General features: G+C 56.3%; 19 protein-coding genes and 1 pseudogene. 11 read left to right on the top strand and 9 right to left on the bottom strand.

The genetic code is table 11. The features are described 5' to 3' along the window. Window positions 1–85: 85 nt before the first annotated feature. The 3 genes from AC0Z4S_RS08495 to AC0Z4S_RS08485 are packed head-to-tail and all read left to right on the top strand — an operon-like array spanning window position 86 to window position 989. Window positions 86–337, top strand: a complete 252-nt coding sequence (locus AC0Z4S_RS08495) for a helix-turn-helix domain-containing protein (RefSeq protein ID WP_485622675.1) — start codon at window positions 86–88, stop codon at window positions 335–337. Between the two features lie 23 nt (window positions 338–360). After that, entirely contained in the window at window positions 361–687 is a 327-nt protein-coding gene (locus AC0Z4S_RS08490) for a helix-turn-helix transcriptional regulator (RefSeq protein WP_485622857.1), read from the top strand. After that, the gene (locus tag AC0Z4S_RS08485; RefSeq protein WP_485622674.1) at window positions 684–989 is read left to right on the top strand and encodes a hypothetical protein; all 306 of its coding nucleotides are present in this window, start codon (window positions 684–686) and stop codon (window positions 987–989) included. Before AC0Z4S_RS08490 ends, AC0Z4S_RS08485 begins: the two co-directional genes overlap by 4 nt. Before the next feature lie 74 nt (window positions 990–1,063). Here AC0Z4S_RS08485 and AC0Z4S_RS08480 read toward each other — a convergent pair whose 3' ends face one another. Then, on the bottom strand, window positions 1,064–3,700 hold the full coding sequence (locus AC0Z4S_RS08480; RefSeq protein ID WP_485622673.1) for a DEAD/DEAH box helicase: 2,637 nt from the start codon (window positions 3,698–3,700) through the stop codon (window positions 1,064–1,066). 10 nt (window positions 3,701–3,710) lie between these two features. Then, window positions 3,711–5,282 carry a site-specific DNA-methyltransferase gene (locus tag AC0Z4S_RS08475; RefSeq protein ID WP_485622672.1) on the bottom strand — a complete coding sequence of 524 codons (1,572 nt, stop codon included), beginning with the start codon at window positions 5,280–5,282 and terminating at the stop codon, window positions 3,711–3,713. A gap of 1,350 nt (window positions 5,283–6,632) precedes the next feature. Between AC0Z4S_RS08475 and AC0Z4S_RS08470 the strand changes: the two genes are divergently transcribed. The 6 genes and pseudogenes from AC0Z4S_RS08470 to AC0Z4S_RS08445 all read left to right on the top strand — a co-directional run bounded on the left by AC0Z4S_RS08470 (window position 6,633) and on the right by AC0Z4S_RS08445 (window position 11,041). Next, window positions 6,633–6,842 (top strand): YegP family protein, encoded by a 210-nt coding sequence (locus tag AC0Z4S_RS08470; protein ID WP_323151028.1) that lies wholly within the window; start codon window positions 6,633–6,635, stop codon window positions 6,840–6,842. Window positions 6,843–7,301: 459 nt separating this feature from the next. Next, the gene (locus AC0Z4S_RS08465) at window positions 7,302–7,601 is read left to right on the top strand and encodes a hypothetical protein (RefSeq protein WP_485622671.1); all 300 of its coding nucleotides are present in this window, start codon (window positions 7,302–7,304) and stop codon (window positions 7,599–7,601) included. A gap of 39 nt (window positions 7,602–7,640) precedes the next feature. Then, window positions 7,641–8,147: a hypothetical protein gene (locus AC0Z4S_RS08460; protein ID WP_485622670.1), complete on the top strand. Its 507-nt coding sequence runs from the start codon at window positions 7,641–7,643 to the stop codon at window positions 8,145–8,147. A 239-nt stretch (window positions 8,148–8,386) separates the two neighbouring features. Further along, window positions 8,387–8,974: a GNAT family N-acetyltransferase gene (locus AC0Z4S_RS08455; RefSeq protein WP_310050552.1), complete on the top strand. Its 588-nt coding sequence runs from the start codon at window positions 8,387–8,389 to the stop codon at window positions 8,972–8,974. A 147-nt stretch (window positions 8,975–9,121) separates the two neighbouring features. Further along, window positions 9,122–10,183: pseudogene (locus tag AC0Z4S_RS08450) on the top strand (methyl-accepting chemotaxis protein); the annotation flags it as partial. Then, window positions 10,178–11,041, top strand: coding sequence for a methyl-accepting chemotaxis protein (locus AC0Z4S_RS08445; RefSeq protein WP_485622856.1), 864 nt, complete (start codon window positions 10,178–10,180; stop codon window positions 11,039–11,041). The pseudogene AC0Z4S_RS08450 and the gene AC0Z4S_RS08445, both read left to right, overlap by 6 nt. A gap of 610 nt (window positions 11,042–11,651) precedes the next feature. Here the strand turns inward: AC0Z4S_RS08445 and AC0Z4S_RS08440 are convergent. The 3 genes from AC0Z4S_RS08440 to AC0Z4S_RS08430 are packed head-to-tail and all read right to left on the bottom strand — an operon-like array spanning window position 11,652 to window position 16,395. Next, window positions 11,652–13,202, bottom strand: coding sequence for an FGGY-family carbohydrate kinase (locus AC0Z4S_RS08440; protein WP_485622669.1), 1,551 nt, complete (start codon window positions 13,200–13,202; stop codon window positions 11,652–11,654). Next, window positions 13,199–14,794, bottom strand: a complete 1,596-nt coding sequence (locus AC0Z4S_RS08435; RefSeq protein ID WP_485622668.1) for a glycerol-3-phosphate dehydrogenase/oxidase — start codon at window positions 14,792–14,794, stop codon at window positions 13,199–13,201. The genes AC0Z4S_RS08440 and AC0Z4S_RS08435 overlap by 4 nt, the downstream gene beginning before the upstream one ends. Further along, window positions 14,791–16,395, bottom strand: coding sequence for an FAD-binding oxidoreductase (locus AC0Z4S_RS08430; RefSeq protein ID WP_485622667.1), 1,605 nt, complete (start codon window positions 16,393–16,395; stop codon window positions 14,791–14,793). The genes AC0Z4S_RS08435 and AC0Z4S_RS08430 overlap by 4 nt, the downstream gene beginning before the upstream one ends. 188 nt (window positions 16,396–16,583) lie before the next feature. Here AC0Z4S_RS08430 and gliR point away from each other — a divergent pair, with 188 nt between their 5' ends. Both gliR and AC0Z4S_RS08420 read left to right on the top strand, forming a co-directional pair. After that, the gene (gene gliR / locus AC0Z4S_RS08425; protein ID WP_485622666.1) at window positions 16,584–17,600 is read left to right on the top strand and encodes an AraC family transcriptional regulator GliR; all 1,017 of its coding nucleotides are present in this window, start codon (window positions 16,584–16,586) and stop codon (window positions 17,598–17,600) included. Between the two features lie 480 nt (window positions 17,601–18,080). Beyond that, window positions 18,081–18,446 carry a DUF6124 family protein gene (locus AC0Z4S_RS08420; RefSeq protein ID WP_485622665.1) on the top strand — a complete coding sequence of 122 codons (366 nt, stop codon included), beginning with the start codon at window positions 18,081–18,083 and terminating at the stop codon, window positions 18,444–18,446. Window positions 18,447–18,728: 282 nt separating this feature from the next. Here AC0Z4S_RS08420 and AC0Z4S_RS08415 read toward each other — a convergent pair whose 3' ends face one another. The 4 genes from AC0Z4S_RS08415 to AC0Z4S_RS08400 form a co-directional block, all read right to left on the bottom strand. Beyond that, window positions 18,729–19,097: a glyoxalase superfamily protein gene (locus tag AC0Z4S_RS08415; protein ID WP_016771789.1), complete on the bottom strand. Its 369-nt coding sequence runs from the start codon at window positions 19,095–19,097 to the stop codon at window positions 18,729–18,731. A 198-nt stretch (window positions 19,098–19,295) separates the two neighbouring features. Then, on the bottom strand, window positions 19,296–20,753 hold the full coding sequence (locus tag AC0Z4S_RS08410; RefSeq protein ID WP_485622664.1) for an N-acyl-D-amino-acid deacylase family protein: 1,458 nt from the start codon (window positions 20,751–20,753) through the stop codon (window positions 19,296–19,298). Between the two features lies 1 nt (window position 20,754). Beyond that, window positions 20,755–21,615 (bottom strand): MurR/RpiR family transcriptional regulator, encoded by an 861-nt coding sequence (locus AC0Z4S_RS08405; RefSeq protein ID WP_485622663.1) that lies wholly within the window; start codon window positions 21,613–21,615, stop codon window positions 20,755–20,757. Window positions 21,616–21,631: 16 nt separating this feature from the next. After that, the gene (locus AC0Z4S_RS08400) at window positions 21,632–22,981 is read right to left on the bottom strand and encodes a GntP family permease (RefSeq protein WP_460094243.1); all 1,350 of its coding nucleotides are present in this window, start codon (window positions 22,979–22,981) and stop codon (window positions 21,632–21,634) included. Window positions 22,982–23,162 lie beyond the last annotated feature (181 nt).

Below are 23,162 nucleotides of genomic sequence, written 5' to 3'. Positions count from 1 at the left end.
GAAGTAGACGAAAAATAAAGCTTTTAAAAATCAATTATTAGTTTACGTAGCTGGGGCCTGTAAGAACTACGACAGGTAACCCGCTATGACTATCCACAACGCCGCAACCCCATTTGCAACCATCCAGCCTGCTACAGAGCTTCTCACTACCGATCAGGTAGGGAACGCTCTAGGCTTGTCCAGTCGAACGCTCGCTGCATGGCGCAGCTCACGTACTCATTCACTCCCCTACGTCAAAACCGGATCACGGGTGCGCTATCGCTCCGGAGACGTCGCGGCCTGGCTTGAAAGTCGGGTTTGCTCCACCGCTGCCACGGCTGGAGAACAAACCGAGTGACCGCTTCCTATCCAATCAAGAAAATTGTAGAGCGCTCTGCATCCGCCACGTCGAACACTGACCGACGTAACAGCGCCAACTCGCCACAATCTCAAGCCAACGTTTCTGACTGGGACTTAGACCGTTTCGATCCCCACGCCACGTTGATCCGCATCAACCAAGTCATGGCCTTCAAAGGCATCGGCCGTGCAACCGTCTACAAGCTCATGAATCAGTCTGAAAGCGGGTTTCCAGTGCCTGTAAAACTCACCAACAGCAACGCACGCGGCGCGCCCGTGGCATGGGTTTTGGCCGAGGTTTTGAATTGGAACCGTGCGCGCATCGCGGCCCGAAACGAGGTGGCCGCATGAATTTCAAGATCGCCAGCAAAGCGCTGATGCATCCGTTTTCAGTGTTGCGCCAAATCGGTTTTTCATCCCAAACCATGCAGCGGTTTGAACGCTTTCGCAGCCGAGAAGAAAAAAAGGGGCGTGTGGTCAGCATCCTCAGATGGGCCGACGGCACCTGGTGCATTCTCGCTCTCCACTGCGAAAAATTTGGATTTGTGGTCGTCGATGAAGGCCAGCAGATCGACGCCTACGAAGACGCCAAATCCTTTATCGACGGGGACTTCCTGCCCCTGCTCTCCCTGCGCTGGGAAGCCAATGCCTGATTAGCTAAACATCTAAAAAATTTAGCTTGAGTCTAAAAGAGTCAGTAACCTACTGACTCTTTTCGTTTTTTTATTCAAAGCTGCGAAATAATTCCGACTGCATCAGCGGTGACGTATGCACCAGGTATTTCATTTGCATCAAAAATCATCAGATAGCGATAGCCTTTGCCTGCTTCTTTTGCCCAAGCCTGGCCAAGCTCTAATTTATGTACTGAGTTCGAGTTATCTCTGTCTGCGCCTTTTGCTTCAACAAGAATTAGCGTTCCGTGTTCCGTCATGATGATGAAATCTGGGTAGTGATTGATAAATCCGTTAATACGAAATCCTTTACCGCGAGACAGGTTACGGTGCCACCATCTTACGTTGCTTAGGTTCGCAATTTTTTCAATCACGCCACGTTCAAAAAGACCTATTCCAGCTTCCTCGGTGTAGAGAGACCTTGGGAGGCTAGGAGCTTGACTACTGGGCGATATTGTATTCGGGAACACGAACCATGGCTCGGTACGAACAGCTTCGATCTGCAGCAGATGGTCAAACTCTTTCTTTGAGTGCGTAGCAGCGAGAATTGCAATTTTCTCTTTGATCTTGCGTACATACGAAACGTCACGATCAAGACAGTCTTGGATTTGCTCGCTAGAGAATCCATCAACAATTCTTTTAACGTAAGTAGCGACCTCTTCATCAGTTATGGGAAACATGTTCCCAATCATCGTAGTGATACGGTGAGAAAGATCGCGCTTCTGACTTTCGGAACTACCTTTAAGAATTATTTCGTTAAAGCGCTTGCGACTAGCACTAGTGAGTCTAAAAGGCTTAAGAGCATAATTGTCAACACCATACTCTTCGAGATCTAAGCGGTATATATCGGAATCAACATCGTCAAAATTTATTTTCGAATCACATGTTGATAATTTAAAGTTCTTCAAGAGCTCGTTTTTTTCGAAAGCATGAAGAGGCTCGTCAAACCAGCCTCCCTCGACTGCTTCCTTAACGAACTGAGGTATCTTAAGATTTTTAATTTCTGCCGCGAAGATTTCTTTAATATTGAACTGATTCATCTTTCCTTCTAATTCTTTAGGCAGCTGATCATTATGATCAGACTTTAGCCGCGTCTCGAAGTCCTCCGTTTGCGTTTTAGCTTTTTCGATGAAGCTGTCAATGCTATCTTCGCTGTCAGAATTATTAACTGCATCAGACACTGACTTAATATCGAATGCGCCAGAGCCCCCTCCTCCTACTTTTGGATACTCTTGTTGCTCTAAGTAATTGCCTTTATTTGTAAGCTCTAGCTGGAAAGCCGGATCTTGCGACACAACAGGCAAGTCATAAACATCAATTGCACGGTAATCGCGATCAGAGAACCCAGAGGAATTCAGAGCCTTTACGATATCATTAAGCGTGGAAGAAAAATTACTGCTAGAAGTGAAAACGTATGAGTCATTTAATAGCGGGTTTTGATGCCTATGAATGTAAGGCATCCGCAGAACACGACCGAGAACTTGCTCTACATCAACAGACGATGATTTACTTGCTAGGGAAGCAAGAATGTAAGCAAACGGACAGTCCCAGCCTTCTTTTAATGCATTGACTGTCAAGATATAGCGAACGGTGCAGTCCCGACTCATTAAATCGAGGCCAGACAGCTCGTCAATACCTGACGTTCTGATCTTGATCTGATCCTCAGGAATACCGACGTCAACTAGATTTTTTTTGATTTTTGCGAAGGTGATGCTTTCTTCGTCTGAGTTCGGCTGTGCTTGAAAAAGCACTATAGGGCGAATATATCTTCCACCATGACTCTCGGCTTCTATAGAAATCTCTTCAAGTTTACGGCGTAAAATGATAGCGCTTTCAATCACTTCTTCAGTACTGGAACGGTTAGCCACAATGACTGGCAGCTTGACCATATTATTATCTTTAAGCGATTTTGCACTGATGTAACTAATGACATTGCTATGTTCTTTTGGCGTAGCTGTGAGATCCAATACGAAGCTTGGATTGAGGCTTTTTAGCATTTCCATGGACAACGCAGACTCTGCGTTATGGCTTTCATCCACAATTACAACAGGTCGTAATGTTCTTATAACATTGATAAGTGCTGACGGATCAGTCTCATCAAGAAATGAGATATCTTCACCGTAGCCTTCTGCTTTTGTAAATTTTTCGAGGTAACCGTTGTCTTTGAAAATATTGCGCCCGTCTTTGCTCTTTGAGCGGAGACTTGCATATGTCATAACAACTAGAGTCAGTTCTTCCTTTACAGAATCAGGCGAAAAACTGGCGCCAATCTGCATGCTTTCACGAGAAATGACATTTACGCGTCGACGAAAGTGGAGCTCCAGACGTTTCCGATAGGGATGTTCTGGATCTGAAAATGCATTGATTGTTTGTTCCAAAATAGGCCGTGATGGAACCAGCCAAACTACAAGCTTTGGATGATTTGGAACCGCATAGTGCGTTGCATCAAAAATAGTCTTTATAGCATTAACGCCGATAAAGGTTTTGCCGCCCGCTGTCGGAACTTTTGCGCAAATATTCGGCACACCAGGAATTTTCGTGTCTTTGTAAGCTTTTTTTCCCCGCTCAAGCAAAACGCCATTTTCAGCCCAGTAGTCAACAAAAGCATCTTTCAAGCTATCCGTTGACAGAACAAATTTTAGATAACGCTCGAGGTCATCTATGACTTTCTGCTGATAATCTTTGAGTTCCATATGCTTCACCTTAAAATCTAGAAATATCACGGGGAATTTTCTTGAACTTTATGCCTATTTTTTCCATAAGCTCCTTTGAAAGGAGGCAACGATCAGCATATACAATAGCGGATTTAGGCTTATTGTTTTCAAACTTTAAGGTAGACAGAAACTCACTATCAAGACTTGTAATCCGGCCAGCTTCGTAATTAAAGACCCAGGCCATTTCTTCATTCAAACCTAGAAGATAAGGAGTGTATGGATTGTCTATTGACTGCCGCTCCTCTGGCTTTATGCCTTCGCTGTACGCAATGTAACTTCTGATTGTGTCAATCCCAACTTTTTCATTCAGCAGTTCATTTTCAAAAAGAGGCTCACTAGTTGTGTAAAAGTCGAAAGAACCTCCTAGACCTAGAACATCTTGCTCACCGTCATTGTATCCGTTCATGACTCGCTCGATTCGCTCTACAGTGAGCTCTTCGGCGTAAGGCATGGTTTCGATCAAAATGAATCGACGGTTCCCACCATCGTTCGCATTTAGCTGAAGGGCCGCGTGACCAGTGGTTCCTGATCCCGCAAATGAGTCAAGAATTAGTGCATCCTTGCCACAGGCGATATCCAATATTCTAGTCATAAATTCAATGGACTTTGGAAACGGAAACTTACGGCTTCCCATGATCTTGTCCAGTTCATCTGCACCTGATTGACCCTTAATATCTGGCCAAAATGTTGAGAGGGGCATGCGTTCGCTTGTTTCCCACAGGAACCGTTTTTTGCGCGGATTTTTTGCAGGCCACGTGATGCGGTTATCTGCTAGAAGAGCTTCATAGCCGGCACGATCAGTAATCCAGCCTCTTGATGGATCTGGCTCATAAACATCCCCGGTCAATTCATTGACAATAGTGTAGTGAAGGTTCTCGCGATCTTCCGCGGTAGCCTTACCAGTCAGCGGGTCTGTGGTGTACACACCGCGGGGATCGCCGTCAGGGTTTTTAAAATCTGAGCGATCAATCACTCGACCGTTGACTGCCGCAGTGCTCCGTTTCCCATAAACAAGCACTTGTTCGTGATCGATCGACAATCTAGTTTTTACCCTATTGTCTACGTTCCTAGTTTTCCATGCGATGGTTCCTAAGTAGCACGACCTACCAAAGATCTCATCCATCACCAACTTCAAGCTGTGATACTCGTTTTCATCGATGCTAATGAGTATGACGCCATTTTTATTCAAAAGGCGATGCAATAATTTCAAACGTGGATACATCATGCAAAGCCACTTGTCGTGACGGCTCAAATCTTCGCCTTCTTTGCCAACCACTTTATCAAGCCACTTCAGGAGGCGTGGATCATTGACATTGTCATTGTAAACCCACTTCTCATTACCCGTATTATAAGGTGGATCAATGTAAATGCAGTCAATTGCACCATCGAATTCTGGAAGAAGGCTTTTTAACGCTTCAAGATTATCACCATGAATTATGCGATTATCTTCGCTATTAGACGTTTTAGCCCTAAAGCTCTTCTGCTTTTTTAATGTACGAAAAGGTACTTCGTGATGGTGATTTTCGACCTTTTCTTTACCGGCCCAGGTGATTGTTGGCATTTTGCCCCCCATTTCTGATCGCCAGATTTTATAACTTATGAAATAAATTTACAAGATCTATCGAATTTTAAAACAACTTTTTAACCGCCAACCGATAACAGCAATAATATATTTAACAACCCAGCCACGTATAGAGTAACTTTTTCGTAGACCAACTTACCCGTAGAACGCTCAACTTAAACCACGCTCGTTAAAGTGTAATAAATTTAAGGCTTTGATCTTAGCGCTCTTTCTGTAATTAACGAATATTATTCGTACTGTCTTAGTTACAAATAGTGCAAAAAAAAGCACACAAGTACTACCAAGGGATGGCTACCTCTCTCCCTGATTTATCTTGATGCTTTTTGAATGACTGAATTTTGCCGGATTCACTCGTTCCTGGACGTCGGCTTTTGGCCGAAAGCAGTCATTTTCGACTGCCTGCAAATTGCTGGCGCAACTGACGCCCTGATGCCAGATGATTACCGATGGCTAACCATTACTAACGGGCGGTCAACCAGTTGGAGCGCCCCGCCTTCATCTGAAACTGTTACACGACATGACTCAGTTACACGCTTGAAAATCGGCGTCTCAGATCGGTGTAACTCTAATAAAACACAATAAATTCAATAGCTTATAGCTTACCGTTACACCGGTTACACAAGTTACACCGCATTTTCATCAGATACGATCCCCGCTCCCCGGTAGCACCAATCCCTCCAGCGAACTTCAGGAGCTTCACCCGCGGTCTGCCGGGGGCCCCTGAGGCTTTCGTTGAAACACGGGGTCGGAAACCCGCCGGACTTTGTTAGCGGACAGGTGCCCAGCTTAGTGAACAGGTGAACCGGGTGAACAGACAGTTCACCAGTGCAATTGCACAAGCTGGTCAGAGTCGCCGGGGACCCTGAGCACTTCTGACTGACACGGGGCACAAAACCCGCGCGACCTTGGTAGTGGCTGATTTTTCTACATTGGTTGACAGGTTGACTCGGTTGACGGCCCAAGGTGTCCATAATCATCAACACAAAAGGCCATCGTTACCAATGCGGTAACGATGGCCTCTTTTCAGCAGAATTCTTTCGATTTCAATGACTGAAATTTCAGTAACTTTGAAAACCTTCCACTAACGAAGTCCCGCGGGTTTCCGACCCCGTGTGAACGCAGAGCTCCCAGGGTCCCCAGCGGATTTCATCGGGGAAAGGATAGGACCAATGACTTCGAAGGCTGCATAGACAGTCACTCCGGGAAGAAGTAGTGTCGAAGTCGAGCTGCTGAGCCAGTCCCTTTTGCTGTGGGCACATGCGCGGACGCTAATGAATAGTGCTGATCGCGACGGTTAGCACTGCCTGCACAGACAGAGGGTTTACGACTATGAGTGGCGTATCGTATTTCTATATCTACGTGGACAATGCTTCTGAATGGCGTTGGAGGTTCACCGCAAAGAACGGTAAAACCATCGCGGTCAGCTCTGAGGGCTACAAAAATCTCGTCGATTGCGAACATGCTGTCAGCTTGATGAAGTCGGAGGCGCCGGCTGCTCCAGTAATCGGCGATGACTACTATGACAGGGTTAGAAAATAGCCCCAGCGTGCGAATGAGTGGTCAGTGAACGTTGCAGGGTACTGGAGCGTGTATCCCAATCTGTATCCCAAATAACTTACGCACTGGCCTTACCCAATGAATATAGGCACTTGCAAGCCGTGTTCAGTTGACCCCGGCCCACCAACTCTCAACAACAAAGCCCGCCCAGTGCGGGCTTTGTCGCATCTGGGGTTAGTCGAATGGCCACCCATTTCCTTCACATTCTCAAGCCTGCCGGTGGCTGTGAATGTTCGACGTTGTACTAAAAGGACGCTGGGGCGGCAGCGCTTCGGCTCATTCTCCAATTTAACGAAACCAGTTTGGCTGTAAGACGAGTGCGCTTGTGTGATAGCCAAACCACACCCATCCCCTTACCATTCCGCGGCTGGCTGGACGCCTCGCAGAGAAACCCGGTTCGCACGCGGAAATACTCAACCTGCACAAGGAAGGCAATGAAACATGAGCTTCATCGAAACAATCCAATCCAAGGAAGTCGATATCTACATATCGGCGTTCTTCACCATCCTCGGCCTGATTCTGGGAGCCATTCTGGATCGGGTACTGAAAGGCGATTCTCCACAATCCGCCAATCAGCCGGGCCATTCTGTAAACCTGACCTTCAACACGGTGGTAAATCCACCGGGAGTAAATCCAGCCAGCACAAGCCAAGATATGACTCCAGTCATCTGCATGATGATGCTGATTGCCGGACTGATTTATGTGTTTTTCCGCGCAGAGATACTCAACCTGCTTTCCTGAATCACACTATTCACCATTTCCCTGTGGGCCGGCGGAACCTTGCATAGCCTTTACCGGGGCTTCTTCGCGGGCAGCAAATGGGTGGTTTCGCTGATTTTTTCCATGGCCTTCTGCGTGGCAGCCACCTACCTCACTGATGAAGCTTTTACGCCCACTCTGGCGCCGCAAAACTTTCAATACATCCAGCAGATCATCAATGAGCAGGGCCTGACGGGAATAAAGAAATATTTCGTCCTGCTAGACATGCACTGGTTCCTGCTGCACCTGACAGGCGTAATGCTGTTTATCTATACCAGCATTCGGATGATGTTTTTTTCAACCTACTTCATCGTTGCGGGTGCACATGCCAATAACAACGGCACTCAGGAACCATGGCTTTCCAGAAAAAACCGCAAGTACGCCAATCTGCGCAAAAACATCATCTTCATGCCTATCCTGCTGGTTCTCGCGTATCTGCTTACCTCGGGTCTTGCTTTCAACTGGTTCATCCACACGATGCCAAATCAGATCAATGCGTTGATGAATACGGTGCTGTATGGGCGCTGATATTTACATCGTGCGCTAAAGATCGACTGTCGGGACATCAACCCGGTCGGCAGAAGCGAGATGAACTTTTCTTCACCACGCCCACCCGACCAATCCCATAAAATCCCCCCGCTCATTCAAGAAACTACGGTTCGCCCGCGCTCCTAGCGGGCTTTTTTTCGCCTCGGCTTCTCCATATCTTGCCGCTCCCCACCATACTGCGCGACTCTGCCCGCAGATCCCTCGCCAAGGAGCGCTCGATGCCGCTGTTATCCCTGCCCTGCCCGCGCCTGACGCTGGCGATCCTCTCCCCCGATCAGGCCGAGCTCGAAAGCGCGTTCTACCAACGCAACCAGCGGCACCTGGCGCGCTGGTCGCCCATCCGCACCACCGATTACTTCTCCACCGCCAACATCCGCCGTCGACTCGAGATCCAGGCCAGTGCCTTCGAGGCAGGCCTGGCGATGCATTTCGCGCTGCTGTCCGCGGACGGTCAGCAGATGATCGGTGCGTGCAATTTCAGCGGGATCATTCGTGGGGCGTTTCAGGCGTGTTATTTGGGTTATCACATCGATGAGGCGCATCAGGGGCAGGGTTTGATGCAGGAGGGGCTGGAGGCGGGGATTGGTTATATGTTCGATGTGCAGAATCTGCATCGGATCATGGCCAATTACATTCCGGGCAATGAGCGCAGTGCGCGTTTGCTTGAGCGTTTGGGTTTTGAGCGTGAGGGGTATGCGAAGGCGTATCTCAACATTGCCGGGCGTTGGCAGGATCATGTGCTGACGGCGCTGGTCAATCCGGGGTTCGAGGCGCCGGATCAGCGGTGGTCGCGGCGCCTCGGTTGAGTTGCGCGAAACCTGTCAGACAAAAATCCTTTCAGCTCTCGGGTTTGCGGCCGATACAGACCTGCTAACACCCCTGCTGGCTCAAAAGAACAACAATCTTCCAGCTTAACTGACGACCAAGAAACCCAACGTTTCTGGAGGATTTGCATGAATAGCTGGTTCGGTAACATCAGCGTGAACATGAAACTCGGCCTGGGCTTCGGCCTCGTGCTGGCCCTGACCTGCATTCTGGCGCTGACCGGCTGGACCAGCCTCGGCGGCCTGATCGACCGCAGCAACTGGATGAGCGATATCACCCAGCTCAACGCCGGCCTGACCAAACTGCGCGTGGTGCGCCTGCAGTACATGCTGACCAACGGCGATGAAACCGCCGCGCAGAATGTGCAGACCACCCTGGAGAGTTTCGCCGCGCAGCAGCAGGCGCTGATCAGCAAATTCAAGAGTCCGGAGAACGTCAAACTGCTCAAGCAGCAGGCGGCGACCATCGCTGAATACCAGACCTCGCTGAACAAAATGCGCAACGCCTATCGCACCGGCAACAGTGCGCGCGACACCATGAGCGTCAACGCTCAGACCGCGTACAACCTGATCGAATCGATCAGCCAGCGCGTGCAGCAGATGGAGTTGAGCGATCAGCGTTTCGAGCAGTTCCAGGCTGTTACTGCGGCGAAGGAAGCGTTCATCCTCGCGCGTTATGAAGTGCGTGGTTACACCGCGACCAGCAACGCCGAGACCGAGCAGAAAGCCGTCGGCCAGATCGACGCAGCCATCGCCAGCCTCAAACCGCTGAACGCGCAATTTGCCGCGACTCAGCAGGATGCCTTGCGCCAATTGGAAACCGCGCTGACCAGCTATCGCAGCGCGTTGATGGCGTACAAGAACGCCAACACCGATGCCGTGCAGGCGCGTAAGGAAATGACCGATCAGGGCACCACCATCGTCGCCCTGAGCGAGCAGCTGTACCAGATTCAGCTTGATCGCCGTGACGCCGAAAGCGCCCAGGCGCGTACCTTCCAGTTGATCAGCACCTTGCTGGCGCTGCTGGTTGGCGTGATTGCGGCAGTAATCATCACCCGTCAGATCACCCGTCCGTTGCGCGAAACCCTGGCCGTGGTCGAGCGCATCGCCAGCGGCGACCTGACTCAGAATGTCACCGTCACCCGCCGCGACGAACTCGGCGTGTTGCAGCAAGGCATTGCGCGCATGGGCGTGACCCTGCGTGATTTGATCAGCGGCATCCGCGACGGCGTGACCCAGATTGCCAGCGCCGCCGAAGAGCTCTCGGCCGTGACCGAGCAGACCAGTGCTGGTGTGAATAGCCAGAAAGTCGAGACCGATCAGGTCGCCACCGCCATGCACGAAATGACTGCCACCGTGCAGGAAGTTGCGCGCAATGCTGAGGAAGCGTCGCAAGCTGCCGCTGCTGCGGATGGTGAGGCCCGTGAAGGCGACAAGGTTGTGAATGAGGCCATCGCGCAGATCGAGCGTCTGGCCAGCGAAGTGGTGCGTTCGACCGAAGCGATGAGTGTGCTGCAACAGGAAAGCGACAAGATCGGCAGCGTCATGGACGTGATCAAGGCAGTCGCCGAACAGACCAACCTGCTCGCGCTCAACGCTGCGATCGAAGCCGCGCGTGCCGGTGAAGCCGGGCGTGGGTTTGCCGTGGTCGCCGATGAGGTGCGTGGCTTGGCCCAGCGTACGCAGAAATCCACCGAGGAAATCGAAGGTCTGGTCGCCGGTCTGCAGAACGGCACCCAGCAGGTTTCGGCAGTGATGAACAACAGCCGCGCGCTGACCGACAGCAGCGTCGCCCTGACGCGCAAGGCCGGTGTGTCGCTGGAAAACATCACCCGCACGGTGTCGAACATCCAGTCGATGAACCAGCAGATCGCTGCGGCGGCTGAACAGCAAAGTGCTGTGGCGGAAGAGATCAGCCGCAGCATCATCAACGTGCGCGACGTGTCCGAGCAGACCGCCGCAGCGAGTGATGAGACGGCAGCGTCGAGTGTTGAACTGGCGCGGTTGGGTGGTCAGTTACAGCAGATGGTTAGCCACTTCCGCGTTTGATTTTGGATTTGCGTTGTAGCTGAAACCGAATCGCGAGCAAGCTCACTCCTACAGGTCCCAGGTCGAACACAAAATCTGTGAACACCTCGGAAACCGTGTAGGAGTGAGCCTGCTCGCGATGGCGGTGGATCAACCAAATCAACGTTGTCTGACACTCCGCCTTCGCGAGCAAGCTCGCTCCCACATTGGATTTGCGTGCCACGCTGGATTTTGATCCCGTCGCATAATCCCTGTGGGAGCGAGCCTGCTCGCGAAAGCGGTGGGTCAGTCAAATCAACATTGCCTGACACTCCGCCTTCGCGAGCAAGCTCGCTCCCACATTGGATTTGTGTGCCACGCTGGATTTTGATCCCGTCGCATAATCCCTGTGGGAGCGAGCCTGCTCGCGAAAGCGGTGGGTCAGTCAAATCAACATTGCCTGACACTCCGCCTTCGCGAGCAAGCTCGCTCCCAAATTTGGATTTGTGTGACTCACCGGATTTTGAGCTCACCGAAAATCCCTGTAGGAGTGAGCCTGCTCGCGATAGCGGTGTGTCAGTAAAAGACAGGCTGACTGAAACACCGCTATCGCGAGCAGGCTCACTCCTACAGGGGATTTGTGGTGTGCTTTTTACGCGGGGTACCCGGTGATTTTGCGGATGCTTTGATACAGCGGTTTGAGTTGGCGGTACATGCGCAGGTAAACGTCTTTGTACAGTTGCTGGTAAATCTCCTGCGCCTCGGGTTGTGGGTTAAAGACCGCGCCAACCCGAGTCATCGCCGCAATGGCCGTGGAAAAATCCTTGTGCAATCCCAACCCTACCGCACAACAAATCGCCGCCCCCAGACCAGATGCTTCATACACATGCGGACGCTCGGCCGGCAGGCCGAAGATGTTGGCGGTCAGTTGCATGGCGGCGTCGCTTTGCGAGCCGCCGCCGGCGACGCGCAGGCGTTTGATCGAGACCTTTGAGCGTCGCTCGATATTCTCCATGCCTTGGCGCAGCGCGTAGGCCAGGCCTTCGAGAATCGCGCGGTAGATGTGCGCGCGTGTGTGTACGTCGCCGAAGCCGATCATCGCGCCTTTGGCTTCCACGCCCGGTTCGCGGATGCCCGGCGACCAGTAGGGTTGCAGCATCAGGCCCATCGAGCCCGGCGGCACTTCGTCGACCAGTGCGTCGAACAGTTGCTCCGGTTCGATGCCCTGCGCTTTTGCCTGTTGCATTTCGCGCAGGCCGAACTGGTTCTTGAACCAGCTGACCATCCAGTAGCCGCGATAGATCATCACTTCGCAGTTGTACTGATCGGGCACGGCCGAGGGGTACGGCGGGATCAGCGGGATGATTTCCAGGTAGCGTGAACGCGTGCTGGTGATGGTCGCGGTGGTGCCGTAGGACAGGCACACGGTGCTCGCATCGACCACGCCGGAGCCGATCACTTCGCAGGCCTTGTCCGCCCCCGCAGCAATCAACGGCAGGCCTTCAGGAATGCCGGTGTGGCTGGCGGCTTCAGCGCTGATGTAGCCAAGGGTTTCACCGGGCTTGTGCAGGGTCGGCAACTGCTCCGGGCGCACCGCCAGTGCCTGCCATTTCCAGTCACGCGGGGCCGCCCATTTCAGGCGTTTGAAGTCGAAGGGCAGATAGCCGACGCAGCAGCCCACGGAATCAACGAAGCGCCCGCACAGGCGATGGGTAAGAAAGCCCGAGAGCAGGAGAAATTTGTCAGTCGTCGCCCACACATCGGGCTGATGCCGGGCGATCCAGTTGGCCTCGGCCTGGGCGCGAAAATAATCCACCGTTGCCTTGGCGCCGACCAATTTGAACAGCCAGCCCCACGGCCCTTTGATGCCGCCCTCGACTTCAGTCTGACGTTGATCGAGCCAGACAATCGCAGGGCGCAGCGGTTTGCCGTTGGCATCGACATTGATCACGGTGCCGCGCTGGGTGGTCAGGGACACGCCGGCAATCTGCGCACGATCGATGCTGGTCTGCTGCCAGAGTTGCTGACAGGCCTCGCCGAGTTTCGTCCAGTAATACTCCGGGTCCTGCTCGGCCCAACCGGGTTGCGTCGAGTAGTACGCCTGCAGATCGACTTTGCCTTTGCCGAGCAGATTGCCCTGCAGATCGAAGAGCAATGCGCGCACGCTCTGAGTGCCGTTGTCGATCGCCAATAGGTATTTCATGGCGTGATCTCCGGCAAGCCGTGATCGCGCAGCCAAAGCAAACGATAGCGCTGGATTTCCGCCTGCCAGCGCTCATCATCCCAGGCCAATCGTGGCTGGCACAGCGTGCGAATCGCAGGCAAATAATCCTCGCCACCGCGCGGCAGCAACAGGCCCAAACGGGTGCGGCGCAGCAGCAAATCATCCAGGTGCAGAATCATTTCCGCCTCGCAGGCGAACGCCAGTTCTGCCCACAACGTATCGCTGGCACCAACCGTTTCCAGACCGAGTTCGCCGAGCAATTGCGCCAGCCTTGGCAGGTCTTGACCGTGACGCCCGGCCAGGCGTCGCCATTGATGTGTGCTCAGTCCTGAAATGCTCAGCGGCGGCACAGCGGCGAATACCGGCGCGCCGTCATCTACAAAAGAACGCCCAAGCATCACCGCACAAGCTTTGAGCACTTCGATCGCTTGCGGTCGAAATGTGGTCAGTTTGCCACCGGCCAACGTCACGCAACCGGGCTCCTGCCACAGCACATGTTCGCGGGTTTCATTCGATGGTTTGTCTTGATGCGCACCCGCCGCGCTGCCGACCACTGGACGCACCCCTGACCAGGTCGACAGCACATCATCGACGCCTACTTCGGCGCCGGGAAATTGCTGCTGGCACGCGGCGAGCAGGTAGTCGAGTTCTTCGCTGGAAATGCGCGCGCTCTGGTCGAGATCGTCGCGGTGATCGAGGTCCGTGGTGCCGACCACCGTCGCGCCTTCCCAAGGAAAAACAAACACCGGGCGCCGGTCGCGCTCATGCAGAAAAGTGAACGCCTGCGCCACCGGCAAGCGCCAGCCCGGCAGCAACAGATGACTACCGCGCAACGGGCGCAATTGCTTCACAGCTTCAGCGGGACGCAAACGCTCAGCCCACGCGCCTGTGGCCACGGCCAACACAGCGGAGCGCAATTGCAGGGTGGCGCCGCCCTCGCCATCTTCGATCTGAACCCCGCACACGCGCCCGCCTTCACGCAGCAGTTGCGTGACCCGCACAGCATTGATTATCACCGCGCCATCGGCCCGGGCCTCGCGCAGTACGCGCATCACCAGCCGCGCGTCATCGGTCAGTGCATCGACAAAACAGCTGCCGCCGAGCAAGCCGTTTTCCTTCAACCCCGGGGCGAGAAAACGCAGTTGCTGCGCGTCATGAAAAGCATGGTTGCGCCGCCCCGCCAGCGCGTCGTAAACCGAGAGCAAGCCGTCCATGACGCGCGGCCCGGGAAAGCCGCCGCGATAGTGCGGCATCATGAAACTCATCGGCTCGACCAGCCCCGGCGCCTCGTCGAGCAGGCGCTGGCGCTCGCGCACCGAATCGCGGGTCAGGCGCCACTGGCCCGTGGCGATGTAACGCAAACCGCCGTGGACCATTTTCGATGATCGGCTGGAGGTGCCCCAGGCAAAATCGCGCTGTTCCAGCAGCAGACAACGCCAGCCTCGGCGCGCGGCTTCGCGGACAATTCCGGCGCCGCTGATGCCGCCGCCGATGACGATCAGGTCCCAGGTGTCATCCGCCAGTGTCGGCAACATCTGCTCGCGCCATTGCGCGTTCCAGTTCGCCGTCATGGCCGCGACTCTGGCAACAGCGTGCCCGGGTTGAGGCGCCCTTCCGGGTCGAAATGTTCGCTCAGCGCCTGCAACGTCTGCATCGCCAGCGGGCCTTTTTCCCGTAGCAGATACGGCGCGTGATCCTTGCCGACGCCGTGCTGATGACTGATCGTGCCGTGGTTGTCGACGATGGTCTGGCTGGCCGCGTGTTTGAGCACCCGCCATCGCGCCAGCGTTGCGGCATAGTCCGCCGCCGGGCGAAACACATAGGTGGTGTAGATGCTTGAGCCCTCGCCGTAGACGTGCGAGAGATGGGTGAAGACATGCACGCGTTCGCCCTCGGCGGCCAAGGCGTCGCGCAGGCTGTTTTCGATAAGGCTGAGCAAGTGGTCGACGTTGCTCCAGTCGGTGGCGGTTTCGAGGGTGTCGACCACGTAACCGGCGTTCCACAGGTTCTCGCGCAGGTAGGGAAAACGGAAGCGGTTCTGCGCCCACTTCTTGCCCAGCAGCGTGCCGGTGAACGCGCCGCCGAAGGCTTTCAGATGCGCGCGCGCCTGTTTCAGCGACAGTGCGTTTTGCTGGCGATTGCCGGTGACGCCGAAAGTCAGCAGGCATTTGCCGTCGCCGGCACCGCGCAGCTTGAGGTACTTCTCCAGCCAGGCGATCTGCTGCGGATGACTGGCCAGCGCCAGTTGCGTTTCGGTTTCCACCGCGTTCGACAGGCGCAGCATCGACAGCGGCACGCGCGCCTGCGCCAGTTGCCGGATCGCTTGCAGCGCCTGCGGCCAGTCGGGCAGAAACACGCCGTAGAAACGTTCGTCCGCCGGCAACGCACTGACCCGCACCTTGACCTCGGAAATGATCCCGAAACGGCCTTCGCAACCGAGCACCATTTCACGCAGATCGGGACCTGCCGCCGACGCCGGGAACGTCGGAATCTGCAGAGGCCCGGCGAACGTTTCCAGGGTGCCGCCAGCGAACAATTGCTCGATCCGCCCGTAGCGCAACGACTGCTGGCCGCTGGAACGACTGGCCACCCAACCGCCCAGCGTCGACAGCTCCCACGACTGCGGAAAATGCCCCAGCGTGTAGCCGCGCGCGCGCAATTGGCTTTCCACTTGCGGCCCGCTGGCGCCGGGGCCGAATGTCGCCAGCAGGCTCTGTTCGTCGAGGTCGGTCAGGCGATTCATCCGCGCCAGCGACACCGTCAGCACCGGGCGCGCGGATGTCGGCGGATTGATGTGTCCGGCCACTGACGTGCCGCCACCGTAGGGAATCAGGCACAGATCCTGATCATGGGCGAGCGCCAGCAATTGGCGGATTTGCTCGGCGGTTTCCGGAAACGCCACGGCATCGGGATACGTGCCCAGCGCGCCTTCGCGCAACGCCAGCCAGTCCGGCAGGCTCTGGCCGCGCGCGTGCAGCAGGCGATCGTGAGTATCGACGCTGTACAAGTGATGAGGCACCAGGCGCGAGCTCGGCACTTGCGCCAATGCCGCTGCCAATGTCGCATCGGGCAAAGCGCGGCCAGCGCCCAAGCGTTCGTGGAGAAATGTCGCGCCCTGGGCCGGCAGTTCGACCACCGTGCCTGCCTCTCCCCAGCCGTTCCAGCGTCGCATGCGTGTGTCCTTTTTTTGCCGTCGGATCAAGCTTGCATACTAGTCAGCGCTGGGGATCTGTCACGGTCGCATCCGGCCAGATCCTGTAGCGAATGGCGCCAAACGTCCGGGCATTTACTTTCTCCGGGCAATCCACTTACCTTGCGCCATTCATTCGCTCACGCGCCGTCGATCAAAGGACCGCGACCATGCCATCGCTCGGCTTCACTTCCGTTCCGCCGCTGCTCAAATACCTGCGCCATGCCGAACAGTTGGGCATGGCCATCGAGCCTGCGTTGGCGGCGGCCGGGTTGCAGGCGCAGCAGTTGAGCGACAACACCTTGCGCCTGCCGGGCGAGGTTCACGAGCGCTTGCTGGATTACTTCTGCGAGCACTCGGGCGATGGCTTGTTCGGGCTGCATGCGGCGAATTTCGTCCTGCCCAATTCATGGAGCGTCCTCGGTTACATCACCATGAATTGCGCGACGCTGGGCGATGCGATGAGCCGGATCATGCCGTTCGAAAAACTCGTCGGCGACATGGGCGTCAGCCGCGCCGAGGTGCAGGGCGAACACGTGCATCTGATCTGGACCTGCCGTTACCAGCGGCCACGGATTCGTCGGCATCTGGTGGAAAACGTGCTCGGTTCGTGGCTGCACTACGCGCGCTGGATCGCCGACACGCAGCTGTCGCCGGCCTGCGTATGGCTGGAGCATGCGCGGCCGGATGAGGTGACGCTGGCCGAGTACGAGGCGTTTTTCGGTTGCCCGGTGCGGTTCGATCAGGCGTATTCGGCGCTGGTGGTGCCGCTGGCGTATTTGCAGTTGCCGTTGCGCCAGGCCGATGCGCAATTGCTGCGAACCCTGGAAGAACACGCGATGGGTTTGCTGGCGACTCTGGAAGAGGCGTCGCTGGCGCAGCAGGTGAAGAACATCCTGCGCGGTTTGCTCAAGGAAGGTCTGCCGCGCAAGGAGCAAGTGGCGGAGCAGCTCAGCGTGTCGGTGCGCACGTTGCAGCGGCAATTGCAGCAGGCCGGGACGTCGTATCAGCAGATTCTCGATGAGCTGCGTCAGGAGTTGGCGGAGCATTATTTGCTCAACAGCACGTTGCCGATTCAGGACATTGCGCAGTATCTGGGTTTCACCGAACCGCGCTCGTTTCATCGCACGTTCAAGAGCTGGCGCGGGATGCCGCCGGGAGAGTTTAGGTTGCGGAATCGTCGGTGATGCTGATGGCCTCTTCGCGAGCAGGCTCGCTCCCACAGCAGTTCTCGGTTGCCTGCATTTCCGAACTCACCGCCGCCCACCTGTGGGAGCGAGCCTGCTCGCGAAGGCGTCATTCGCCACACCGATTAAACACGCCTTGGCACAACTGTTTAAAACCGCCAGGTATTCCGCGAAACCACCCACAATTCCTTGCGCCGCTGCCTACGCCTGCGCCAGAATCCGCCGGCTTGTGCCTCCGGAGGCCTGCCGGTAACTTGATTCGGTCACTGATTTCTCAGTGATCGAGCTTAGCGGCTCGGCTAGTCACCACGGTTGCACAAGTCTATCCAGTCGGGCATTCGCCTGCGCTTGATGGTGGCTGTGCGCATGGCACCTTCGGGTGCGCCGGGTTTTGGTGACTACCGGTCCGCTAACTTGCGCATAGCCGCCACCCTTTCGCTTAGCGGCGGAGAGATGGTGGCCTCACAGAGGTTAGTCACCATGTTCAAAGTAACCCCAAACCCGCCAACCACCGACCCGACGTCCCCCTACGAATCCGCCGACTCAAAGAAATTCCACGAAGCCGCCGACCGCGCCCTCGATCATTACCTCGGCACGTCCAGCGCTGAATTCATGGCCCCGCCCTACAAATCCAACACGCTGTACATGGCCAATCCCGAGGCCGACAACGAATCGCTGCTGGCCGATGCCTGCGAAACCCTCGGGTCGGCGACGGTGATGCTCAACGATCAGGCGGGGCTGGTGAACGGCGCGCAACGCAAGACGTTGCAGGGCATTGCGCAGATTGTGATGGTCGCGGAGATGGCGGTGAATCGGGTGCTGGATCGGTTGGTGCCGACTGATTGACGACTTGTGAGGGTTTTTTTGTGGACTGGTTTTGGTGGGGTGTCAGGGGTTGCCCTCACCCCAGCCCTCTCCCAGAGGGAGAGGGGGCCGACCGAGACGTTTTGCGCTGTCCGTCGACCTGAAAGACCGAGTCGATTATGGATTCAACGCCACGCATTCTGTTCGATTCTGGACTCAGCACAGCACATTCAGGTCGGCGTAACTCTCAAGCATCCCCCAATCGGTCCCCTCTCCCTCCGGGAGAGGGCTAGGGTGAGGGGCTTTTGATCTCAGGCGCCAAGCTCAAAGACTGATCGCATTGGTAAACACCAACCGATTACCAAACGGATCAGCAATCGTCATGTCCTGACTCCCCCAAGGCATCGCCTGAATCTGCGGATGGGAAAACTTATAGTCCTTGGCCATCAGCTGCTGCTGAAACGCCTCCAGCTCATCGGTTTCGATACGCAGCGCCGAACCCGGGCAGGCATCGCCGTGATGCTCGGACAAATGCAGCACACACTCACCGCGCGACACCTGCAGATACAGCGGAAAATTCGCTTCGAAGCGATGCTGCCAGTCGATCTTGAAACCGAGAAAATCGACGTAGAACTCGACAGCCTTGGCCTCATCGAAGATCCGCAGGATCGGGGTGGTTTTGCCGAAGCTCATGGGGTGCTCCCTGACTGATTGGCCCCACAGTGTAGACGGGGAGGATGTCAGCAAATCGGCTTGTTGATGGCTTTCTTTAATTGCACAGTGCCACTATGAGACATAGATCAAAAGATCGCAGCCTTCGGCAGCTCCTACATTGGAATGCGATCTCCTGTAGGAGCTGCCGAAGGCTGCGATCTTTTGGCGTCATTCGACTCAACGAAACCCTTCGCGCAAATCACCTTCACGTGCCAGAAACCGCCCTGCCCTGCACCCATTCGCCTGCCCGTCGCGATAGCTCAACACGCCGTTGACCCACACCCCGTCAATCCCCTGCGCCGCCCGTTGCGGATCGTTGAAATCGGCCACGTCGCGCACGGTCGCCGGATCGAACAACACCAGATCCGCCCAATGTCCCTCACGAATCTCGCCCCTTTCCTGCAAGCCAAAACGCGCCGCCGACAGGCCAGTCATCTTGTGCACGGCGGTGTGCAGCGGAAACAGGCCGACGTCGCGACTGAAGTGGCCCAGCACCCGTGGGAAAGCGCCCCACAGGCGCGGATGCGGGAACGGGTCTTCGGGCAGTCCGTCAGAACCGACCATCGAAAGCGGATGGGCGAGGATTCTTCTGACGTCGGCCTCATCCATGCCGTAATACACCGCCCCGGCCGGTTGCAGACGTTTCGCGGTTTCTTCCAGCGACAGTTTCCATTCGCCAGCGATGTCGATCAGGTCGCGCCCGCTGACTTCCGGATGCGGTGTTGACCAGGTAATGGTGATGCGGTGGGCGTCGGTAACCTGCTTCAAATCCAGAGTCGAGGAACTCGCCGCGTACGGGTAGCAGTCGCAGCCGACCGGATGGGTTTTCGCTGCCTCTTCCAGCGCTGCGAGCAATTGCGGACTGCGCCCCCAGTTACCGACGCCGGCGCATTTGAGGTGGGAAATGATCACCGGTGACTGCGCGTGGCGGCCGATCTGAAACGCTTCGTCCATCGCCTCCAGCACCGGAGCGAATTCGCTGCGCAGATGGGTGGTGTACACCGCGCCGAACGCCGTCAGTTCTTCGGTCAGTTGCATGACTTCATCGGTCGAGGCGTTGAAGGCGCTGGCGTAGGCCAGGCCGGTGGATAAACCCAACGCGCCAGCCTCGAGACTGTCGCGCAGTTGCTCGCGCATGGCGGCGATTTCGCCGGGCGTTGCAGTGCGGAACAAGTCGTCGAGGTGATTGCTGCGCAGCGCGGTGTGGCCGACCAGTGCCGCAACGTTCAGCGTGGTGTTGGCCGCTTCGACGGCGGCGCGGTAGTCGCTGAAACGTGGATAAACAAACGCTGCGGCAGTGCCGAGCAGGTTCATCGGATCCGGCGGATTGCCCTTCAAACTCACTGGCGAAGCGCTGATGCCGCAGTTGCCAACAATCACCGTGGTCACGCCTTGGCTAAGCTTGGGCAGCATCTCGGGTTGGCGGATGACTACGGTGTCGTCGTGGGTGTGCACGTCGATGAACCCCGGCGCCAGCACCCGGCCGGCGGCGTCGATTTCTTCGGTGGCGCGGGCGTCAGGCAGATCGCCGATGCGCTCGACGCGACCATTGAGAATCGCCACGTCTGCGCGGTAGCCCGGCGTGTTGCTGCCGTCGATGACCACGGCATTGCGAATGAGGGTGTCGTACTGCATGTCAGTCTCCCAGCGGCAGGTGATCGTCGCCGCCACGGTATTCGTCGAGGGCGAGTTTGATTCGCCGCAGACGTTCTTGATTGTCTTCAGGGCTGGCCAGCGCAAGCTCGGTGGCGAGCACGTCGATGGCCAGCAGCATGCCGTAGCGCGCCGCCGTCGGTTTGTAGATGAACGAGGTTTCCGCGCCTTGCAGCGGCAGCACGACGTCGGCCAGTTCCGCCAGTGGTGAATCGCCGCGAGTGATGGCGAGGATGCGCGCGCCGTAGTTGCGCGCCAGCTCCACGGTTTCCAAAAGCTCCGGGGTGATGCCGGTCAGCGAGCAGACGATCAGCACTTGCTCGGCGTTCAAACTGGCGGCGGTGACGCGCATCATCACCGCGTCATGACACACCGCAATCGGGTAACCGAGGCGCACCAGGCGCACCTGCAATTCATCGCTGCACAGGGTCGAGCAACCGCCCATGCCGAACGCGTGAATCATCCGCGCCTGGCTGAGCAATTTCACTGCGTCGGCGAAGCGCGATTCGTCGAAACCGGCCAGATGCTGGCGCAGCGTGGTTTCGATATCGCCGACGATTTGCCTGTAGAACGCCGACTGCTCAGGCGTGCCCGCCGGGTCGAGAAAACGGCTGCCAACGCCGCTGGCCTGGGCCAGTTGCAGACGCAGGTCACGCAGGTCGCGGCAGCCAACCGTGCGGGCAAAACGCGACAGCGTGGCGGTGCTGACCTCGGCCCGTTGCGCGAGGTCTTCGAGGCTGGCGCTGGCGGCAAAGCCGACATCGTCGAGCATCAACCGCGCAATGCGCCCCTCGCCGGCGCTGAAGGAATCCTGGCGGGCGCGGATCTGGTAGAGGATGTCCATGGGCGGCAGGCTCCGGTTACAGCAGGTAGGAAAGGCCGACGGTCAGGGCGAAGGCGACCAGCGAGATCAACGTCTCAAGCACCGTCCAGGTCTTGAACGTTTGCGCGACCGTCATGTTGAAGTATTCCTTGATCAACCAGAAGCCGCCGTCGTTGACGTGGGAAAAGATAACCGAGCCGGCGCCAGTCGCCAGCACCAAAAGCTCAGGGTGGGGATAACCCAGACCGATGGCCACCGGCGCGACCACGCCGGACGCGGTGGTCATCGCCACGGTGGCCGAGCCAGTGGCAACGCGCATCAGCGCAGCGAACAACCAGCCCATGATCAGCGGCGACAGGTGAAATTCGTGAGCGAGGCCGACGATCTGATCGGTGACGCCGGCATCCACCAGAATCCGGTTCAAGCCGCCACCAGCGCCGACCAGCAAGGTGATGCTGGCGGTGGGCGCAAGGCATTCGTTGGTGAACTTGAGGATCGATTCGCGGTTGAAGCCTTGGGCGATGCCCAGCGTCCAAAAGCTCAGCAAGGTCGCCAGCAGCAGCGCGATCACCGAGTTGCCGATGAACAACAGGAACTGGTTGAACGCGCTGCCGGGAGTGGAAATCAGGTTGGCCCAGCCGCCGATAAGCATCAGCACCACCGGCAGCAGAATGGTCGCCATGGTAATGCCGAAACCCGGCAGTTTGTCGCGCGGTTCACGGTCGAGAAATTGCTTTTCCAGCGGGTTGTCCGCTGGCAATTGAATGCGCGGCACGATGAATTTGGCGTACAGCGGGCCGGCGATGATCGCCGTCGGAATGCCGATCGCGATGGCGTACAGCAAGGTCTGCCCGACCGAGGCCTGATAGGCCTGCACCGCGAGCATCGCCGCCGGGTGCGGTGGCACCAGCGCATGCACCACCGAGAGCCCGGCAACCATCGGCAGACCGACCATCAGAATCGACACGCCGACGCGCCGCGCCACGGTGAAGGCGATCGGCACCAGCAAGACGAAACCGACTTCGAAGAACAGCGGCAAGCCGACCAGAAACGCGATGCAGACCATCGCCCAGTGCGCGTTCTTCTCACCGAATCTGTCGATCAGCGTGCGCGCCATCTGCTCGGCACCGCCGGACTCGGCCATCATCTTGCCGAGCATCGTCCCCAATGCCACCACCAGCGCAATATGCCCCAACGTCTTGCCGACGCCCGCCTCATACGCACCGACCACAGCCGACGGCGGCATCCCGGCCACCAGCGCCAAGCCAAGAGAAATCAGGGTGATGACAATGAACGGATTGAGCCGGTAACGGGCGATCAACACGATCAGTGCAATGATGGCCACGGCGGCGTAGACCAGCAGCCAATAGCCGAAGGAAGGCGTCATGCGGTACTCCTCGAAAGGGTCACGTTCGAATGGGTTGTGAAACTCATAAATCATTTCGAGAAAGAGATTTCAAACCGCATGAAAGTAATTTTCGTGGAGAGACAAGAGGTGTCGCTGGTGAGTATGCGCTGTCGTGATTAATGAAAATCGGAGGGCGGGATTTTCATGCCTTTCCAGATCA

It is taken from the genome of Pseudomonas sp. 1L-B-1-E-C1 (assembly GCF_057291835.1).
This window is presented reverse-complemented; position numbering and strand designations above follow the sequence as displayed.

Excerpts from the sequence above, each read along its gene's own strand:
- AC0Z4S_RS08420 (WP_485622665.1), top strand. The coding sequence starts at position 18,081 with ATGTTCAAAGTAACCCCAAACCCGCCAACCACCGACCCGACGTCCCCC.
- AC0Z4S_RS08430 (WP_485622667.1), bottom strand. The coding sequence starts at position 16,395 with ATGCGACGCTGGAACGGCTGGGGAGAGGCAGGCACGGTGGTCGAACTG.
- AC0Z4S_RS08410 (WP_485622664.1), bottom strand. The coding sequence starts at position 20,753 with ATGCAGTACGACACCCTCATTCGCAATGCCGTGGTCATCGACGGCAGC.
- AC0Z4S_RS08445 (WP_485622856.1), top strand. The coding sequence starts at position 10,178 with ATGGGCGTGACCCTGCGTGATTTGATCAGCGGCATCCGCGACGGCGTG.
- AC0Z4S_RS08485 (WP_485622674.1), top strand. The coding sequence starts at position 684 with ATGAATTTCAAGATCGCCAGCAAAGCGCTGATGCATCCGTTTTCAGTG.
- AC0Z4S_RS08475 (WP_485622672.1), bottom strand. The coding sequence starts at position 5,282 with ATGCCAACAATCACCTGGGCCGGTAAAGAAAAGGTCGAAAATCACCAT.
- AC0Z4S_RS08405 (WP_485622663.1), bottom strand. The coding sequence starts at position 21,615 with ATGGACATCCTCTACCAGATCCGCGCCCGCCAGGATTCCTTCAGCGCC.
- AC0Z4S_RS08455 (WP_310050552.1), top strand. The coding sequence starts at position 8,387 with ATGCCGCTGTTATCCCTGCCCTGCCCGCGCCTGACGCTGGCGATCCTC.
- AC0Z4S_RS08415 (WP_016771789.1), bottom strand. The coding sequence starts at position 19,097 with ATGAGCTTCGGCAAAACCACCCCGATCCTGCGGATCTTCGATGAGGCC.
- gliR (WP_485622666.1), top strand. The coding sequence starts at position 16,584 with ATGCCATCGCTCGGCTTCACTTCCGTTCCGCCGCTGCTCAAATACCTG.
- AC0Z4S_RS08435 (WP_485622668.1), bottom strand. The coding sequence starts at position 14,794 with ATGACGGCGAACTGGAACGCGCAATGGCGCGAGCAGATGTTGCCGACA.
- AC0Z4S_RS08465 (WP_485622671.1), top strand. The coding sequence starts at position 7,302 with ATGAGCTTCATCGAAACAATCCAATCCAAGGAAGTCGATATCTACATA.
- AC0Z4S_RS08480 (WP_485622673.1), bottom strand. The coding sequence starts at position 3,700 with ATGGAACTCAAAGATTATCAGCAGAAAGTCATAGATGACCTCGAGCGT.
- AC0Z4S_RS08495 (WP_485622675.1), top strand. The coding sequence starts at position 86 with ATGACTATCCACAACGCCGCAACCCCATTTGCAACCATCCAGCCTGCT.
- AC0Z4S_RS08440 (WP_485622669.1), bottom strand. The coding sequence starts at position 13,202 with ATGAAATACCTATTGGCGATCGACAACGGCACTCAGAGCGTGCGCGCA.
- AC0Z4S_RS08400 (WP_460094243.1), bottom strand. The coding sequence starts at position 22,981 with ATGACGCCTTCCTTCGGCTATTGGCTGCTGGTCTACGCCGCCGTGGCC.
- AC0Z4S_RS08470 (WP_323151028.1), top strand. The coding sequence starts at position 6,633 with ATGAGTGGCGTATCGTATTTCTATATCTACGTGGACAATGCTTCTGAA.